Consider the following 14,785-nt stretch of genomic DNA (forward strand, 5'->3'; position numbering starts at 1 on the left):
ATGCCGCCTCCGTGGGAAAAAGCACCTCGACGGTGCTCATGCGTTCTCCACCAGGCCGAAGTACTTCGCGGCCGTGTCCATGTCCTTGTCGCCACGACCGGAAAGGTTCACGATGATCAAGCCCTCGGGACCGAGTTCGCGGCCGAGCACCAGCGCGCCCGCCAGCGCGTGCGCCGACTCGACCGCCGGGATGATGCCCTCGGTGCGCGAAAGCAGCTTGAACGCGTCCATCGCCTCGGCGTCGGTCACCGGCCGGTACTCGGCGCGGCCGCTGTCCTTGAGCCACGAGTGCTCCGGGCCGACGCCCGGGTAGTCGAGGCCCGCGGAGATCGAGTGCGACTCGACGGTCTGGCCGTCCTCGTCCTGCAGCAGGTACGTCAGCGCGCCGTGCAGGTTGCCCGGGGTGCCCTTGGTCAGCGTGGCACCGTGACGGTTGCCCTCGATGCCCTCGCCGCCCGGCTCGAGACCGACGAGACGGACTTCCGGGTCGTCGATGAAGCCGTGGAAGATGCCGATCGCGTTGGATCCACCGCCGACGCAGGCCGCGACGGCGTCCGGCAGGCGTCCGGCCTGCTCCAGGATCTGGACGCGGGCCTCCTCGCCGATGATCTTGTGGAAGTTGCGCACCATCATCGGGAACGGGTACGGGCCCGCCGCCGTGCCGAACAGGTAATGCGTGGTGTCGGCGTTGGTGACCCAGTCGCGCAAGGCCTCGTTGATCGCGTCCTTGAGCGTGCGCGAACCGGTCTTCACCGGGATGACCTCGGCGCCGAGCAGCTTCATGCGGGCGACGTTCAGCGCCTGCCGCTCGGTGTCGACCTCGCCCATGTAGACGATGCATTCCAGGTCCAGCAGCGCGCAGGCGGTGGCGGTGGCCACGCCGTGCTGACCGGCCCCGGTCTCGGCGATGACCCGCTTCTTGCCCATCCGCTTGGTGAGCAACGCCTGGCCAAGCACGTTGTTGATCTTGTGCGAACCGGTGTGGTTCAGATCCTCGCGCTTGAGGAAGACCCGGGCGCCGCCGGCGTGCTCACCGAAGCGCTTGGCCTCGGTGAGCAGCGACGGGCGACCGGCGTAGTCACGCAGGAGACGGCGGAACTCGTCGACGAAGTCCGGGTCGTTCCGCGCCTTGTCGTACTCGGCCGCGACCTCGTCGACGACGCCGATGAGCGCCTCGGGCATGAACCGGCCGCCGTAGGGGCCGTAGTAGCCCCGGTCGTCCGGATCGTGCTTGCCGTGGGGTTCTTCGTGGTACTCAGTGGTCATCGAGAAGGCCTCGGGCAGGCGGGGTGCGATCCGGCGGTGACGAGCTTGACCAGCGCGCCCTTCGGGTCGCCCGAAGCGACGAGCCCTTCGCCCACGAGAACGGCGTCGGCGCCGTGACCCGCGTAGGACATCAGGTCACCGGGACCGCGGACACCGGACTCGGCGATCTTGAAGACGTCCATCGGCAGGCCGGGGGCCAGCCGCGAGAAGACGTCACGATCGACCTCGAGGGTGTGCAGGTTGCGGGCGTTGACGCCGATCACCTTGGCGCCGGCTTCGAGGGCCTTGTCGGCCTCTTCGGCGTTGTGGATCTCGACCAGCGCGGTCATCCCGAGCGATTCGACCCGGTCCAGCAACGCGATCAGGGCGTTCTGCTCCAGCGCCGCCACGATCAGCAGGACCATGTCCGCGCCGTGCAGCCGCGCCTCGTGGACCTGGTACGGGCTGACGATGAAGTCTTTGCGCAGCACCGGGATGTCCACCGCGGCGCGGACCGCGTCGAGGTCGGCGAGCGAACCGCCGAAGCGCCGCTGCTCGGTCAGCACGCTGATCACCCGGGCGCCGCCGTCGGCGTAGTCCTTCGCCAGCGCGGCCGGATCGGGGATCTCGGCCAGCTCACCCTTGGACGGGCTGCGCCGCTTCACCTCGGCGATGACGCCGATACCGGACTCGCGCAGGGCCGCGAGCACGTCTCGGGGGGGCGCGACCTGGGTCGCGCGCTTCTTCAGTTCGTCGAACGGCAGAACCGCCTCGCGCTCGGCGAGATCGGCACGGACGCCGGCGACGATGTCTTCGAGCACGCTCACCGGAGTCCCTCACCGGCTGTCGTACTCACGGATTCCTTCGCAAGGTCGCTCACAAAAACCTTCCCCTTCCCGCCGAAACGATGCTAACCCCCGCACGGATACGTCCTGGTTCCGGGTATGTCCGTTACTCCGAATGCCAACCGTGTCATCTTTCGCGGTGCAGATCTCGAAAACGCGCGTTTTCCGCGGCCGTCACCGGGTCGCGGTGGGATCTTCGCCTTCGGACAGCGCCTCCCACAGTTCGGTCTCCGGATCCTTCGCGGCCCGCTTCTTCGTTCCCGGCGCCGAATACTTCGCGCCGAGACGCGGCATCCGGCCCGCGCCCTTGATGGCTGCCAACCCGCCGGCGACCACGAGAATTCCCCCGAGGATCGCGAGGCCGCGGGCTCCCAGCAACTGGGCGACCGGGAGACCGTCGGCGAAACCGCTCAACGAGCCGCCCACCACACCGAGCCATACCGCGGCGACCCCGGACACGGCCAGTACCACGCCGAGCACCCGGCGTGGCCAGCCGCCGGTGGCGATCAGTCCCGCCGTGCCGGCGAGCGCGAGCAACGCGAGGGGAACCAGCGCAACGGCGCGCTGTGCACCGATTTCCGTGTAGAGCACCGTGCCGCGCACGCCACCGTCACGGAACTCGGCGAACCACACGAGCTGCGAAGACCCCCACAACGCGACCGCGCCCAGCAGCAGGCCCACCACGGCGATCCACAGTGGACGCTTGGCCTGCTTCGGCGGCGGGGCGGCGTCTTCCGGGGTCTCAGACACGAGCGCTGTCACCCGCCGGGTCGAGTTCGTCCGCCGCGATCATCGTCTGCGCCGCCGCGACGGCGGACAGCACGGTGCGGGCCTTGTTGAGCGACTCGTTGTCCTCGTAGTCGGCCACCGAATCGGCGACGACTCCCCCACCGGCCTGGACGTACGCGGTGCCGTCCTTCATCAGCGCGGTGCGGATCGCGATCGCGGTGTCGGCGTCCCCGGCGAAGTCGAGATAGCCGACGACACCGCCGTAGAGCGCCCTCCTGGTCGGCTCCAGTTCCTCGATCAGCTGCATCGCGCGGACCTTCGGCGCGCCCGAAAGCGTCCCGGCCGGGAAACAGGCGGTGACCGCGTCGAAGGCCGTCTTGTCGTCGAGAAGTTCGCCGGTGACCGTGGAGACGATGTGCATGACGTGGCTGTAGCGCTCGACGTCGAAGAAGTCGACGACGCGCACGGTGCCGGGCTTGCAGACCTTGCCGAGGTCGTTGCGGCCGAGGTCGACGAGCATCAGGTGCTCGGCGCGTTCCTTCTCGTCCGCGAGCAGGTCCTTGGCCAGCTGCGCGTCCTCTTCCGGATCGGCGCCGCGCCAGCGGGTGCCCGCGATCGGATGCGTGGTCGCCCGGCCGTCCCGGACGGTGACCAGCGACTCCGGGCTGGACCCGACGATGTCGAAACCGGTCAGGCGCAGCAGGTACATGTACGGGCTCGGGTTGGACGTGCGCAGGACGCGGTAGACGTCCAGCGCGTCGGCCTGGGTCTCGATCTCGAAGCGTTGCGACGGCACGATCTGGAACGCTTCGCCCGCCTTGATCGCCTCGACGGCCTTCTCGACGGCCGCGTGGAAGTCCGGTTTGGTGCGGCGGCGCGTGAATTCGGGCGCGGGGCGGTCGAACACGGCGGCCGTGGCCGGGGCCGCGACGTGCAGCTGCTTGGTCATCGCGTTCAAGCGCGCGACGGCGTCGTCGTACGCCGCGTCGACACGCTCGGGTGAATCGTCCCAGTTGACCGCGTTGGCGATCAGCGTGACGGTGCCCTCGTGGTGGTCGAAGGCGGCCAGGTCGGTGGCCAGGAGCATGGTGAGCTCGGGGATGTCGAGGTCCCGTTCGGCGAGTTCGGGGAGCCGTTCGAGCCAGCGGACGGCGTCGTAGCCGATGTAGCCGACCATGCCGCCGGTGAGCGGCGGCATGCCGGGCAGCTGCTCGGTGTGGAGCGCGGCGACGGTCTCGCGCAGCACGGTGAGCGGGTCGCCCTCGGTCGGGAGGCCGACCGGCGGGGCGCCCGTCCAGACGGCCTCGCCGTCACGCACGGTCAACGCGGCGGGGCTGTCGACACCGATGAACGACCATCGGCTCCACGAAGCGCCGTTCTCCGCCGATTCGAAGAGGAACGTCCCCGGCCGGTCGGCGGCGAGCTTGCGGTAGACCCCGATGGGGGTCTCACCGTCGGCGAGCACGCGGCGGACAACGGGGATGACGCGACGGCCCTCGGCGAGTGCGCGGAACTCGTCGCGCGAAGGGCTGACCGAGCCGAGCCCCGACGGGCTGGCGTTTGCGGCGCTGACCATGCCGCTCATTGTGCTGCAACGACCGGGAGGCCGGGGACCGGGGGCGAAATTCAAGTATTGTTGAATTTTACGCCGGGTCCGTTCATGATGGCGCCATGGCTGTGGAAGACACTACCGCCCGGCGCCGGGGACGGCGGCCCGGCGGGCAGGACACCCGCACCGCGCTGATCGAGGCGGCGCGCGTGGTGTTCGGGGAGAGCGGCTTCGACGGCGCGACCGTACGCGCGATCGCGACCAGGGCCGGGGTGGACGCGGCGATGGTCAACCACTGGTTCGGCAGCAAGGAAGGCCTTTTCGGCCAAGCCATCCTGAAGCTCCCCTTCGACCCGCGTGAACTCCTCGCCGAGTTGAAGAACGGCCCCGACGACGAGTTCGGGCAGCGGATCGTGCGAACCTTCCTCACCCGGTGGGACGGCGCGGGCGGCGACGTGTTCCAGGCCCTCGTCCGCAGCGTCGCCGGACACGAGCAGGCGGCACAGGTGCTGCGCGGGTTCTTCCAGAACTTCTTCACCAAGGTGATCGGCGACATCGGCGCGGACGACATCGAACTGCGGACGACCCTCTGCGCGTCCCAGCTGGTCGGCATGGGCATGGTCCGGTACGTCGCGAAGTTCGAGCCGATGGCTTCGAGCGAGATCGAGCCGCTGGTGACCGCGATCGCGCCGACCATGCAGCGGTACCTGACCGGGAAGATCGACTGACCCGGTCCGCCGCGGGGAGAATTCTCCCGGCCGTCGAGGCACGGGTGTCGCGCGGGTGAAGGCTTTCTTATTCACCCTGAAGGTAGCGAAGAGGTCTTCACCACCCGCCGATGTGCTCACTGGGGACACTGGGACGGCTGTGGCGCCCGCGCCGGGTCGCGAGGTCCGTGAAGGCCTCCTTGAGGGACCCTGGGTCCCTCAAGGAGGCCTTCACGGACTTGCCACCCACACGACACCTTTGCCTCACCCCTCAAGCGGAACTCACGTGACTGGAGGCGCGACACACGTGACTGGAGGCGGAACTCGCGGGCTGAGTGTCACGTGGCCCCGAACGGCACCGTCACTGGCTCAGTCCGCGTCCGGCTCGATTTCCTTGGCAGAAATAGGGATGGTCACGTCGTCGTGGACCGTCTGCGCGGTGACGTGTTCGGCGAGCGCACTGTCCGAAGTGGACCGAGGACGCCCGGCGACGCGCGGCCGTCTTCTCGGGCGGTCACCCTTGCCCACTGTCGCACCGCGACGACCACGGACCTCGGCCGAGCGCGCGAGGGAGCAGGCGTCCCAGACCGTCGTCTTCTGACCGGCCTTCTCGGCGGCGTCCGCTCCCGCCGGGACCGCGTACGATTTCCGGCTCGGCGACCAATAAGGAACAGGACGACCATGTCCCCGCCCTCGCCGCCGACCTGCACCCGCGTGTACCGGAAGGCCGAACGGACCGATCAGGCGACGGACCGCACCACCGTCTCGGAGCCGTCCTCGACGATGTACAGGTGGATCAGGGCGACGATCCCGACCAGGACGTCGGCGACGACGCTCACCGGTCCTGCTCGCTCTCGTCGGCCAGCAGCAGCCGTTCGTCGGTGTCGAAGCAGGTGTGCGTGCCGGTGTGACAGGCCGGGCCGGTCTGCTCGACACGCAGGAGGACGGTGTCGCCGTCGCAGTCGATCCGCACCTCGCGTACGTGCTGGACGTGGCCGGAGGTCTCGCCCTTGACCCACAGTTCCTCGCGGCTGCGCGAATAGTAGGTGCCGCGCCGCGTCGTGAGGGTGCGCTCCAGCGCCTCGTCGTTCATCCACGCCATCATCAGCACGTCCGATGTGGAGTGTTCGACGACGACGGCGGCGATCAGCCCGTCGGCGTTGCGCTTCAACCGGTCCGAGAGGGCGGGATCAAGTCTCATTCGTGGCTCCGAGCAGGTGCCGTTTCACCGGCATCGAGTTGAGCAGGACCGCCGTGTAGACGTACCCGGCGAAGAGGATCCCGGAGACGATCTTCACCCAGAAGAGTTCCGCCGCCAGCAGGGAAAGCGCGTGCAGCAACGCGAACAGGAAGCTGACGCCGAAACCGGCGAACCGTGCCGAAGACATCCTCAGCACCAGCCCCGCCACGACGAGACCGCCCAGGACCAGCGACGTCCCCGGCAGCAGGAACGTCCGCGCGGAGGAGTACGGCGCGAACATGAGGATCCCGGCCAGCGCGAGGTAGGCGAGGGGAAGCCCGAGCAGCAGCGCGCAGACGACCTTGACCTCGGTGGCGGCCTTCCACTGGGCCGGCATCACCGGACCACGACTCCCCCGGCGCGCAGCGCGCCTTTGACTTCGCCGATCTTCAACTGCCCGAAGTGGAACACGCTGGCGGCGAGCACCGCGTCGGCACCGGCCTCGACGGCGGGCAGGAAGTGCCCGAGCGCGCCGGCGCCGCCGCTGGCGATCACCGGGACGCGGACCGCGCGGCGCACCTGGCCCAGGAGTTCGAGGTCGAAGCCGTTCTTGGTGCCGTCGGCGTCCATCGAGTTGAGCAGGATCTCACCGACGCCGAGTTCTTCCCCGCGTGCGGCCCACTCGACGGCGTCGATCCCGGTGCCGCGGCGCCCGCCGTGCGTGGTCACCTCGAAGCCGGACGGTGTCGGCTCGGTGCCCTCGGGCACCCGGCGCGCGTCCACCGACAGCACGACGCACTGCGCGCCGAACCGGCGGGACGCCTCGCGCAGGAACTCCGGCCGCGCGAGGGCGGCGGTGTTGATGCTCACCTTGTCCGCGCCGGTGCGCAGCAGCCGGTTGACGTCGTCGTTCGTGCGCACGCCGCCACCGACGGTGAGCGGAATGAACACCTGCTCCGCGGTCCGGCGGACGACGTCGAAGGTGGTCTCACGGTCCCCGGAGGACGCCGTGACGTCGAGGAACGTGAGCTCGTCCGCGCCCTCGGCGTCGTACAGACGGGCGAGTTCGACGGGGTCGCCGGCGTCGCGCAGGTCGGCGAAGTTGACACCCTTCACCACACGGCCCGCGTCGACGTCGAGACACGGGATGACCCTGACTGCGACTGACATGGGCACAAGCGTAGTCAAGAGCCGTTCCGAGTTCGCGGGATGGCACGAGCGGGCCGCCGATCCCTCGGGTGCGGAACCGGATCCGCCTTCGTCCGGCTGGAGACCGCCCTGCGGTGATCACGTTCACGCCGGAAAGTTCCGTTCCCGACGCATCAGCCGGGTCCCGCCGTGCGTCTCTGGAGCGAGACCACCGGCTGAGGGGGAAACGTGCCTGCGACCTTCGACGAGTTCGTCGCGGATCGCCTGGACGGGCTCCTGCGCTACGCGACCGTCCTGACCGACGATCCGTATCTGGCGCAGGACATCGTCCAGGAGGTACTGCTGCGTGCTCAGCAACGCTGGCCGAAGATCGACTCGCCACCGACGTACGTCCGCCGGATGGTGACCAACGAGTACCTGTCGTGGCGACGGCGCCTCGCGGTCCGCCGCGTGGTGCCGTCGTCGCCGGAGTTCCTCGACCAGGTGAGCCCGCCGGTCTCCGATCACGCCATCGAGTACGACGAACGCGACGCGATGCTGGACCGGCTCGCGAAGCTCCCGCGCAAACAACGCGCCGCGATCGTGCTCCGCTACTACGAGAACTACTCCGACGAGGAGATCGGCGCGGTACTCCGCTGCGCGAAGTCGACCGTGCGCAGCCAAATCTCGCGCGCGCTCGCGACGCTGCGGGAAACCGGGACGGCCTCGTCCGCGCAGCCCACGGGAGCCCGCAAATGACCCGACCGAGTGACGAAAACACCGAGGCCCTGATCCGCGAGAGCCTCGAACACCTGGCGACGCGGGCGCCCGACGGGGCCGAGATCCGCCACGCCCTGGACCAACGGTCGCGGAGCAGGCCGAAGCTGGTACTGGCGCTGGTCGCGGCGGCGGTCGCGATCATCGCGCTCGGTGTGCCACTCGGCCTGCGGGCCTTCACCGCGGTCCCCCCGGCCTCCCAGCGCAACGCGGATTGGGCGGTGCTGCCGTACGAGCCCGGCTGGCTGCCCGACGGTTTCCGGGAAGCGAGCCGGGCCGTGAAGCCCTATCCCGCGCCGCAGACCAGGATCTGGAGCGCCGGCGAACTCGGCTGGATCCAGCTGACCACCACCCCGCTGACCAAACCGGGCGAACCGTGGAAGGTCGCGCCCGCGCCGAATCAGATCATCGTGCACGGCAGGGTCGGAATGGTCTCCGAGCTGGATCGCGACGCGACGATGCTCACCTGGTCGCCCGACGACGTCTACGTGCTCAGCTTGACGATGTACGGGGTGAAGGACCCCCGCGGGGTCGGCCAGCGGGTCGCCGACGAGATGGTCAGGGACGACCGGGCCCGGGTCTCGGGCGAACTGCGGTTCGGCCGGTTGCCCCCCGATCTGGAGTTGTCCGGGGTGCGCACGTTCATGACGACCGGCGGGGGCGCTACCGACGTCGAAGCCACCTTCACCGGGCAGCCCACCGCGGCGGCGGTCGTCACGGCGTCGCTTCGCGCCGAACGGCCGGACACGGGCGAGTTCGAGCCCGTACCGCTCAAGATCAGGGGTACCGACGGCTTCCATCTCCCGAAGCGGGACGGGCGGCTCGGTCCCCAGGACGAAACGGTCGCCGTGCCGGTGGACGGCGGCCGGTGGCTCGTCGTCTCGGGCAAACGGGACAAGTCCGCCTTGCTCGACATCGCCGAAGGCATTCAGCTCGTCCCCGGCGACTACGGCTGGTTCGGCAGGCCACCGGAATAGCGGGCGGGAGGAGGGTGCCGCGAGCGGGAGTGTTCCGAGTCGTTCCAGTGCGGGGTACGCCCTAGAATTCCCTCATGGGATCGGAGTTCGAGCGGATCGCCGCCGAGAAGTACGTCGTCCTGACCACCTTCCGCAAGAACGGCGCCCCGGTGCCGACCCCGGTCTGGGCGGCGGGTGACGGTGGCGAACTGGTGCTCTGGTCCGAGCGCAAGGCGGGCAAGGTCAAGCGCATCCGCAACAGCGGCCGGGTCGAGGTCCAGGCGTGCGACTTCCGCGGCAACAACACCCACGGCGACGTCGTCGCGGGCGAGGCACGGCTGCTGGACCTCGACGGAACCGAACGCGTGCGCAAGGTGATCGCGCGCAAGTACGGGATCACCGGCCGGGTGACGATGTTCTTCAGCAGGCTGCGGGGCCCGAAGGACCGGACCGTGGGAATCGCGGTCAAACTGGCGGACCAGTGAGGAAGGCGAGTGGGGAGGCAGGCGAGGAGACCTTCACGGACCTGCGATCCCGGCCCGGCCACCACAGGTATCCAGAACACTTATGAGGCCTGGGCCTGCGACGCCCGCAGTCCCGCCGCCATCGCCGCCGAGTCGTGGTCCGGCCCGCACCCCTCCACCAGGATCAGGTCGCCGGGGATGTGATCCGCGCGCAGGTGCAGGATCTCCTGGTACGCGGGCGAGTCGTACCATTCGCGAGCGGCGTCGAGGCTCGGGAACCCGATCATCACCAGCGCCCCCGGCCACTCCCCCTCGACGACCCGCACTTCGGCTCCGTGCACGAGGAACCGGCCGCCGAAGGGATCGAGCGTGGCCTGGATCCGTTCCAGGTACTCGAAGACCTCTTCGGCGAGCACGGGGGCGGGGCGCAGGTGGGCGAGTCCGTAGGCGGTCATGGTTCCCTCCAGGTTTCGGTGTCCTGAAGGGAATCCTGACCGAACGACGACGTAACGTCGATTACCCGGGAGGTAAAGCTCAGAACTCCGCGACGGCGGCGAGCGCCTCGGGCAGGGTGAACGCGCCGGCGTAGAGCGCCTTGCCGACGATGGAGCCTTCGACGCCGTCGCGGGCCAGGGCGGCCAGCGCGCGGAGATCGTCCACACTGGACACGCCGCCGGAGGCGACGACCGGCGCGTCGGTGCGGGCGGCGACCTCGCGGAGCAGGTCGATGTTCGGGCCCTGAAGGGTGCCGTCCTTGCTCACGTCGGTGACGACGTAGCGCTGCGCGCCGTCACGGTCGAGCCGGTCGAGGACCTCCCAGAGGTCACCGCCGTCCTGGGTCCAGCCGCGGGCGGACAGCCGGTGCCCGGCCTCGGTGATCCGCACGTCCAGCCCGATGGCGACGCGGTCACCGTAGGAGGACACGACCTTCGCGGTCCATTCCGGGTCCTCGAGCGCCGCGGTGCCGAGGTTGACCCGGCGGGCGCCGGTGGCCAGCGCGGCCTCCAAGGAGGCGTCGTCGCGGATGCCGCCGGACAACTCCACCTGCACGTCCAGCTTCGCCACGACGTCGGCGAGCAGTGCCCGGTTGGAGCCCTTGCCGAAGGCGGCGTCGAGGTCCACCAGATGGATCCACTCCGCACCGTCACGCTGCCAGGCGAGCGCCGCCTCCAGCGGGCTGCCATAGGAGGTTTCGGTGCCGGCCTCGCCCTGGACGAGTCGCACGGCCTGGCCATCGGCCACATCAACGGCGGGAAGGAGCGTGAAAGTCACGCGCCCACTCTAAGCGAGGGTGTGCAGCCAGTTGCGCAGCAGGTGCGCCCCGGCGTCCCCGGACTTCTCCGGGTGGAACTGCGTCGCCCACAGCGGCCCGTTCTCGACGGCGGCGACGAAGTCCTGACCGTGGTTCGCCCAGGTCACCCGGGGTTGCTGCCCGGCGAGGCCGGAGTCCAGTTCCCAGGTCCGCGCGGCGTAGGAGTGCACGAAGTAGAAGCGCGTGTCCGCGTCGAGACCGGCGAACAGTCGCGAGTCCTCCGGGGCGCGGACGGTGTTCCAGCCCATGTGCGGCAGGATTTCGGCCTCCAGTCTGTCGACCGTGCCCGGCCACTCGCCGGCGCCCTCGGCCTCCACGCCGTGTTCGACCCCGCGTTCGAACAGGATCTGCATGCCGACGCAGATGCCCAGCACCGGACGGCCGCCGGCGAGGCGCTTGCCGATGATCTTCTCCCCCGACACCGAGCGAAGCCCCTCCATACAGGCGGAGAAGGCGCCGACTCCGGGAACGACCAGCCCGTCGGCCTCGAGCGCGGCATGGGGATCCGCGGTGACCTCGACGTTCGCGCCCGCGCGCTGGACGGCGCGTTCGGCGGATCGGAGGTTGCCGGAGCCGTAGTCCAGGATCACCACGTGAGGATTAGCCACACGTCCAGGCTAGCGGACCGGGGTTTCCGCGGATTCCCTGTTTCGACCTTCACTCTTCTGGGTAGTAGCGACTCCGAGTGAAGGGTCGGCGCTGGACCGCCCTGCACGCATGGAGGAACGATGCAGGACGCCGACGAACTGACCTGCCTGCTCCGCGCCTGGCGCGAAGACATCGAGAGTGTGCCCTTCCCCACCTTCGCGGAGCTGCTGATCCCGGAACAGAAGCGGCGCTCCGCCCCGGCCAGGACCGCCGCCGCATCGGTTCGGGTGACGAAGACCACCGGATGGCGGGATAACTGACACCCGGCTCCGGTCAGGTGTGTGGTTTTCTTCTTGGGGAGATGCCACCCCGAGCCGACCAGGAGTGACCGCATGAGCAGCAGCCCGGACCCGCGCGACTTCCTCGATCTCGACGCCGAACTCTCCGCCGAGGACCGGGCCATGCGTGACGCCGTGCGCGCTTACGCGCAGGATCAGCTTTCGCCGAACATCGCCGACTGGTACGAGACGGGCGCCTTGCCCGCCGCCGACCTCGCGAAGGGGTTCGGGCAGCTCGGGCTGCTCGGCATGCACCTGGAGGGTTACGGCTGCGCCGGGACCAGCGCCGTCGCCTACGGCATCGCCTGCCGCGAACTGGAGGCCGTCGACTCCGGGCTGCGCAGCTTCGTCTCGGTGCAGGGTTCGCTGGCGATGTACGCGATCCACCACTGGGGCACCGAGGACCACAAGCGGGAGTGGCTCCCGCGGATGGCCGCCGGCGAGGCGCTCGGCTGTTTCGGCCTGACCGAGCCGGACGCGGGAAGCGACCCCGGCAGCATGCGGACGCGTGCCGTGCGCGACGGCTCGGACTGGGTGCTGAGCGGTACGAAGATGTGGATCACCAACGGAACCGTGGCCGACGTCGCGGTCGTCTGGGCGCAGACCGACGAAGGCGTGCGTGGTTTCGTCGTCCCCGCGGACACGCCGGGCTTCACCGCGAACGAGGTCAAGCACAAGCTGTCGCTGCGGGCCTCGCTGACCGCCGAACTCGTCCTCGATGGCGTCCGCCTGCCGGAGTCGGCGGCGTTCCCCGAGGTCCGGGGGTTGCGCGGGCCGCTGTCGTGTCTGAACGAAGCGCGCTACGGGATCCTGTTCGGTGTCGTCGGTGCCGCGCGCTCCTGCTACGAATCCGCGCTGGAGTACACGCTGAGCCGGGAACAGTTCGGCAAGCCGCTGGCCGGCTTCCAGCTCACCCAGCGCAAACTCGCCGACCTCGTCGTCGAGGTCAACCGCGCCGGGCTGGTCGCCCTGCGGATCGGGCGGCTCAAGGACGCCGGGACGCTGCACCACAACCACGTCAGCTTCGGCAAGCTCGCCAACGTCCGCTCCGCGCTGGAGGTGGCCAGGACCGCGCGCGCCATGCTCGGCGCCAACGGGATCTCGCTGGAGTACCCGGTGATGCGGCACATGTCGAACCTCGAAACCGTCCTGACCTACGAGGGCACCGAAGAGATGCACGCGCTCTCGCTCGGTCAGTCGGTCACCGGGCTGGCCGCCTTCCGCTGAGCCGCCGAAAAGCCGGGCGCCCGGACTTGCCGGTGCAGGCCTCCAGGGTCCGCGCATGCCCGATCCTCCCGCGTCCAGTCCGTCGTCGAGCGGACTCGATCCCGCCGCCGGGCGGGCGGATCTTCGTCATCCTGATGACGCTAGCGGAGGAATTCCTTGACGGACGAGGCGATCGAGCCGGCGTCGAGGCCGTGCGCGAGGTCGTGATCGGCCATTTCGCCGTAGATCCGTACTTCCGCGTCGCGCCGGACGCCGAGGGAGAGCAGCCGATGCGGCGAATCGGGCAAGGCGTCCGCCACCGCGTGTGCCGACGTCCCCGCGAGGTACGGCTCGATCATCACGATGTCGGTGCTCCCCGTGGCCTCGACCGCCGAACGTAGCCCTGCGGCGTCGAACGGCCGGACGGTCGAGGTGTAGAGCACGGTCACGTCGAGATCAGCGGTCGCTTCCAGTGCCCGGTCGAGCATCGGCCCGACGGCGACCACCACACCCCGGCCGCCTTCCCGCAGCGTTTGCAGGCCCGCGCCCAGATGCGGCTTCTCGTTCTCCTGCGCGGAAAGCCGGAGGTACACGCGCCCGTCGCCCGGGATGGACTCGAGCAGCAGCCGCCGGGCTTCCTCGGGATGCCCCGGCACGTGCACGGTCCAGCCCGGCAGCGTGTCGACGAGGGCGACGTCGCCGGGCGCCTGATGCGTCCGGCCGGCGGTCGGCATGTCGTAGGACGCCCCCGAGGACACCAGCACGGCCCCGACGTCCTGGTGCCCGAGGTCGAGTTTGACCTGTTCGAACGCCCGCTCCACGAGGAAGGACGAAAAGGTGTGGACGATCGGGCGCATCCCGGCCAGCGCCAGCCCGCCCGCGGTACTCATCATCAGCTGTTCGCGGATGCCGACGTTGAGCACCCGGTCGGGATGCTTCCGGGCGGCGAAGGCGAGCTGTGCCGCGGAGATGTCGGCGAGCACGACGGCGACGTTCGGATCGGTGTCGAGGATTTCGGCGGTGGCGCGGAGGAACGTTTCGCGCATGTCCACGGGTTCAGGCCTTTCGCTCGACGGTCGCGACCACGGCGAGCGGCCGGTCCGGATGGGGTGTGGTGAAGGCTTCGTAGAGCGCTTCGTGATCGCGGCCGTCGACGGTGCGGGTGGTCCAGCCCTCGACCTCGAACCGGCGCGCGAGCCCGCCGGGCCAGCCGTGCGTGGCCGAGGAGTTGTCGACGACGACGGCGGTCAGCTGCGGCATGCCGATGCGGCCCGCGATCGCGATGGCCTCGGCGTTGGAGCCCTCGTCGAGTTCCGCGTCGCCGACGAGGGTGACGACCTTGGCGTCGCGGAATCCCTTGGCACGCAGGCCGAACACGGTGCCGATGGCCAGCGGGAGCCCGTGCCCCAGCGAGCCGCTGGAGATCTCGGCGCCGGGAAGCCTGGCCCGATCGGGATGGTGACCGAGCCGGGACTCCACCGAAGTCCAGTCGGCGAGTTCCTCCTCCTGGATGAAGCCCTTCTTCGTCAGCACCGCGTAGTAGGCCATCGGGCCGTGCCCCTTCGACAGCAGGAAACGGTCTCGGCCCGGGTCGCGGAGGTTCTCCGGGGTGATGTCCAGCACACGGTCGTAGAGCACCCACAAGACGTCCACAGTGGACTCCGCGGCCGCTTGGTGCTTCTCGTCCCCGGTCATCAACGAGATCAGTCTCGGCAGATCCTCGTGACCGGTCTTGGTGTCAGTGGTCATGAACCGAGGTTG

General features: G+C 69.6%; 19 protein-coding genes. 6 read left to right on the forward strand and 13 right to left on the reverse strand.

All coding sequences use genetic code 11. From position 1 onward, the window contains the following. Positions 1–36 precede the first annotated feature (36 nt). The 4 genes from trpB to P3102_RS25965 form a co-directional block, all read right to left on the reverse strand. Positions 37–1,266, reverse strand: a complete 1,230-nt coding sequence (trpB, locus tag P3102_RS25950; protein ID WP_276362506.1) for a tryptophan synthase subunit beta — start codon at positions 1,264–1,266, stop codon at positions 37–39. Beyond that, positions 1,263–2,072 carry an indole-3-glycerol phosphate synthase TrpC gene (gene trpC, locus P3102_RS25955; RefSeq protein ID WP_126733705.1) on the reverse strand — a complete coding sequence of 270 codons (810 nt, stop codon included), beginning with the start codon at positions 2,070–2,072 and terminating at the stop codon, positions 1,263–1,265. Before trpC ends, trpB begins: the two co-directional genes overlap by 4 nt. A gap of 192 nt (positions 2,073–2,264) precedes the next feature. Next, entirely contained in the window at positions 2,265–2,840 is a 576-nt protein-coding gene (locus P3102_RS25960) for a Trp biosynthesis-associated membrane protein (protein ID WP_276362508.1), read from the reverse strand. Then, complete coding sequence (locus P3102_RS25965; protein ID WP_276362510.1) at positions 2,833–4,395, reverse strand: anthranilate synthase component I; 1,563 nt, start codon at positions 4,393–4,395, stop codon at positions 2,833–2,835. Before P3102_RS25965 ends, P3102_RS25960 begins: the two co-directional genes overlap by 8 nt. A 95-nt stretch (positions 4,396–4,490) precedes the next feature. Here P3102_RS25965 and P3102_RS25970 point away from each other — a divergent pair, with 95 nt between their 5' ends. Continuing rightward, positions 4,491–5,096: a TetR family transcriptional regulator gene (locus P3102_RS25970; protein WP_276362512.1), complete on the forward strand. Its 606-nt coding sequence runs from the start codon at positions 4,491–4,493 to the stop codon at positions 5,094–5,096. 348 nt (positions 5,097–5,444) lie between these two features. Here the strand turns inward: P3102_RS25970 and P3102_RS25975 are convergent, their stop codons facing one another. The 4 genes from P3102_RS25975 to hisF all read right to left on the reverse strand — a co-directional run bounded on the left by P3102_RS25975 (position 5,445) and on the right by hisF (position 7,425). Continuing rightward, complete coding sequence (locus tag P3102_RS25975; RefSeq protein ID WP_276362513.1) at positions 5,445–5,603, reverse strand: hypothetical protein; 159 nt, start codon at positions 5,601–5,603, stop codon at positions 5,445–5,447. A gap of 307 nt (positions 5,604–5,910) precedes the next feature. Next, a complete protein-coding gene (gene hisI / locus P3102_RS25980) occupies positions 5,911–6,276 on the reverse strand; it encodes a phosphoribosyl-AMP cyclohydrolase (protein WP_276362515.1) in 366 nt (121 codons plus the stop codon). Then, the gene (locus tag P3102_RS25985; protein ID WP_276362517.1) at positions 6,266–6,655 is read right to left on the reverse strand and encodes a hypothetical protein; all 390 of its coding nucleotides are present in this window, start codon (positions 6,653–6,655) and stop codon (positions 6,266–6,268) included. The genes hisI and P3102_RS25985 overlap by 11 nt, the downstream gene beginning before the upstream one ends. After that, positions 6,652–7,425: an imidazole glycerol phosphate synthase subunit HisF gene (hisF, locus tag P3102_RS25990; protein WP_276362518.1), complete on the reverse strand. Its 774-nt coding sequence runs from the start codon at positions 7,423–7,425 to the stop codon at positions 6,652–6,654. The genes P3102_RS25985 and hisF overlap by 4 nt, the downstream gene beginning before the upstream one ends. 207 nt (positions 7,426–7,632) lie before the next feature. On the opposite strand from hisF, the gene P3102_RS25995 reads away from it, so the two are divergent. The 3 genes from P3102_RS25995 (at position 7,633) to P3102_RS26005 (ending at position 9,601) form a co-directional block, all read left to right on the forward strand. Further along, positions 7,633–8,142, forward strand: a complete 510-nt coding sequence (locus tag P3102_RS25995) for a SigE family RNA polymerase sigma factor (RefSeq protein WP_276362520.1) — start codon at positions 7,633–7,635, stop codon at positions 8,140–8,142. Continuing rightward, positions 8,139–9,137 carry a hypothetical protein gene (locus tag P3102_RS26000; RefSeq protein ID WP_276362521.1) on the forward strand — a complete coding sequence of 333 codons (999 nt, stop codon included), beginning with the start codon at positions 8,139–8,141 and terminating at the stop codon, positions 9,135–9,137. Before P3102_RS25995 ends, P3102_RS26000 begins: the two co-directional genes overlap by 4 nt. A gap of 74 nt (positions 9,138–9,211) precedes the next feature. After that, positions 9,212–9,601 carry a PPOX class F420-dependent oxidoreductase gene (locus tag P3102_RS26005; RefSeq protein ID WP_276362523.1) on the forward strand — a complete coding sequence of 130 codons (390 nt, stop codon included), beginning with the start codon at positions 9,212–9,214 and terminating at the stop codon, positions 9,599–9,601. 80 nt (positions 9,602–9,681) lie between these two features. Here P3102_RS26005 and P3102_RS26010 read toward each other — a convergent pair whose 3' ends face one another. The 3 genes from P3102_RS26010 to hisH form a co-directional block, all read right to left on the reverse strand. Continuing rightward, positions 9,682–10,035 (reverse strand): DUF1330 domain-containing protein, encoded by a 354-nt coding sequence (locus tag P3102_RS26010; protein ID WP_276362524.1) that lies wholly within the window; start codon positions 10,033–10,035, stop codon positions 9,682–9,684. Positions 10,036–10,114: 79 nt separating this feature from the next. Further along, positions 10,115–10,852 (reverse strand): bifunctional 1-(5-phosphoribosyl)-5-((5-phosphoribosylamino)methylideneamino)imidazole-4-carboxamide isomerase/phosphoribosylanthranilate isomerase PriA, encoded by a 738-nt coding sequence (gene priA / locus P3102_RS26015; RefSeq protein WP_276362526.1) that lies wholly within the window; start codon positions 10,850–10,852, stop codon positions 10,115–10,117. 9 nt (positions 10,853–10,861) lie between these two features. Continuing rightward, a complete protein-coding gene (gene hisH / locus P3102_RS26020; protein WP_276371351.1) occupies positions 10,862–11,485 on the reverse strand; it encodes an imidazole glycerol phosphate synthase subunit HisH in 624 nt (207 codons plus the stop codon). 135 nt (positions 11,486–11,620) lie between these two features. Here hisH and P3102_RS26025 point away from each other — a divergent pair, with 135 nt between their 5' ends. After that, positions 11,621–11,800, forward strand: a complete 180-nt coding sequence (locus P3102_RS26025) for a hypothetical protein (RefSeq protein WP_276362528.1) — start codon at positions 11,621–11,623, stop codon at positions 11,798–11,800. 72 nt (positions 11,801–11,872) lie between these two features. Further along, complete coding sequence (locus P3102_RS26030; RefSeq protein ID WP_276362529.1) at positions 11,873–13,045, forward strand: acyl-CoA dehydrogenase family protein; 1,173 nt, start codon at positions 11,873–11,875, stop codon at positions 13,043–13,045. 140 nt (positions 13,046–13,185) lie between these two features. Here P3102_RS26030 and P3102_RS26035 read toward each other — a convergent pair whose 3' ends face one another. Then, complete coding sequence (locus P3102_RS26035; protein WP_276362531.1) at positions 13,186–14,076, reverse strand: transketolase; 891 nt, start codon at positions 14,074–14,076, stop codon at positions 13,186–13,188. A 4-nt stretch (positions 14,077–14,080) separates the two neighbouring features. Next, on the reverse strand, positions 14,081–14,773 hold the full coding sequence (locus P3102_RS26040; RefSeq protein ID WP_276362532.1) for a transketolase: 693 nt from the start codon (positions 14,771–14,773) through the stop codon (positions 14,081–14,083). Positions 14,774–14,785 lie beyond the last annotated feature (12 nt).

Source organism: Amycolatopsis sp. QT-25, from assembly GCF_029369745.1.
Taxonomy (GTDB): Bacteria; Actinomycetota; Actinomycetes; order Mycobacteriales; family Pseudonocardiaceae; genus Amycolatopsis.

What these genes read in the sequence shown, in the direction of transcription:
- P3102_RS26010 (WP_276362524.1), bottom strand. Translation starts at nt 10,035, where the DNA reads ATGACCGCCTACGGACTCGCCCACCTGCGCCCCGCCCCCGTGCTCGCC.
- hisI (WP_276362515.1), bottom strand. Translation starts at nt 6,276, where the DNA reads ATGAGACTTGATCCCGCCCTCTCGGACCGGTTGAAGCGCAACGCCGAC.
- P3102_RS25970 (WP_276362512.1), top strand. Translation starts at nt 4,491, where the DNA reads ATGGCTGTGGAAGACACTACCGCCCGGCGCCGGGGACGGCGGCCCGGC.
- P3102_RS26005 (WP_276362523.1), top strand. Translation starts at nt 9,212, where the DNA reads ATGGGATCGGAGTTCGAGCGGATCGCCGCCGAGAAGTACGTCGTCCTG.
- P3102_RS26040 (WP_276362532.1), bottom strand. Translation starts at nt 14,773, where the DNA reads ATGACCACTGACACCAAGACCGGTCACGAGGATCTGCCGAGACTGATC.
- hisF (WP_276362518.1), bottom strand. Translation starts at nt 7,425, where the DNA reads ATGTCAGTCGCAGTCAGGGTCATCCCGTGTCTCGACGTCGACGCGGGC.
- P3102_RS25965 (WP_276362510.1), bottom strand. Translation starts at nt 4,395, where the DNA reads ATGGTCAGCGCCGCAAACGCCAGCCCGTCGGGGCTCGGCTCGGTCAGC.
- P3102_RS26030 (WP_276362529.1), top strand. Translation starts at nt 11,873, where the DNA reads ATGAGCAGCAGCCCGGACCCGCGCGACTTCCTCGATCTCGACGCCGAA.
- P3102_RS26025 (WP_276362528.1), top strand. Translation starts at nt 11,621, where the DNA reads ATGCAGGACGCCGACGAACTGACCTGCCTGCTCCGCGCCTGGCGCGAA.
- trpB (WP_276362506.1), bottom strand. Translation starts at nt 1,266, where the DNA reads ATGACCACTGAGTACCACGAAGAACCCCACGGCAAGCACGATCCGGAC.
- P3102_RS26000 (WP_276362521.1), top strand. Translation starts at nt 8,139, where the DNA reads ATGACCCGACCGAGTGACGAAAACACCGAGGCCCTGATCCGCGAGAGC.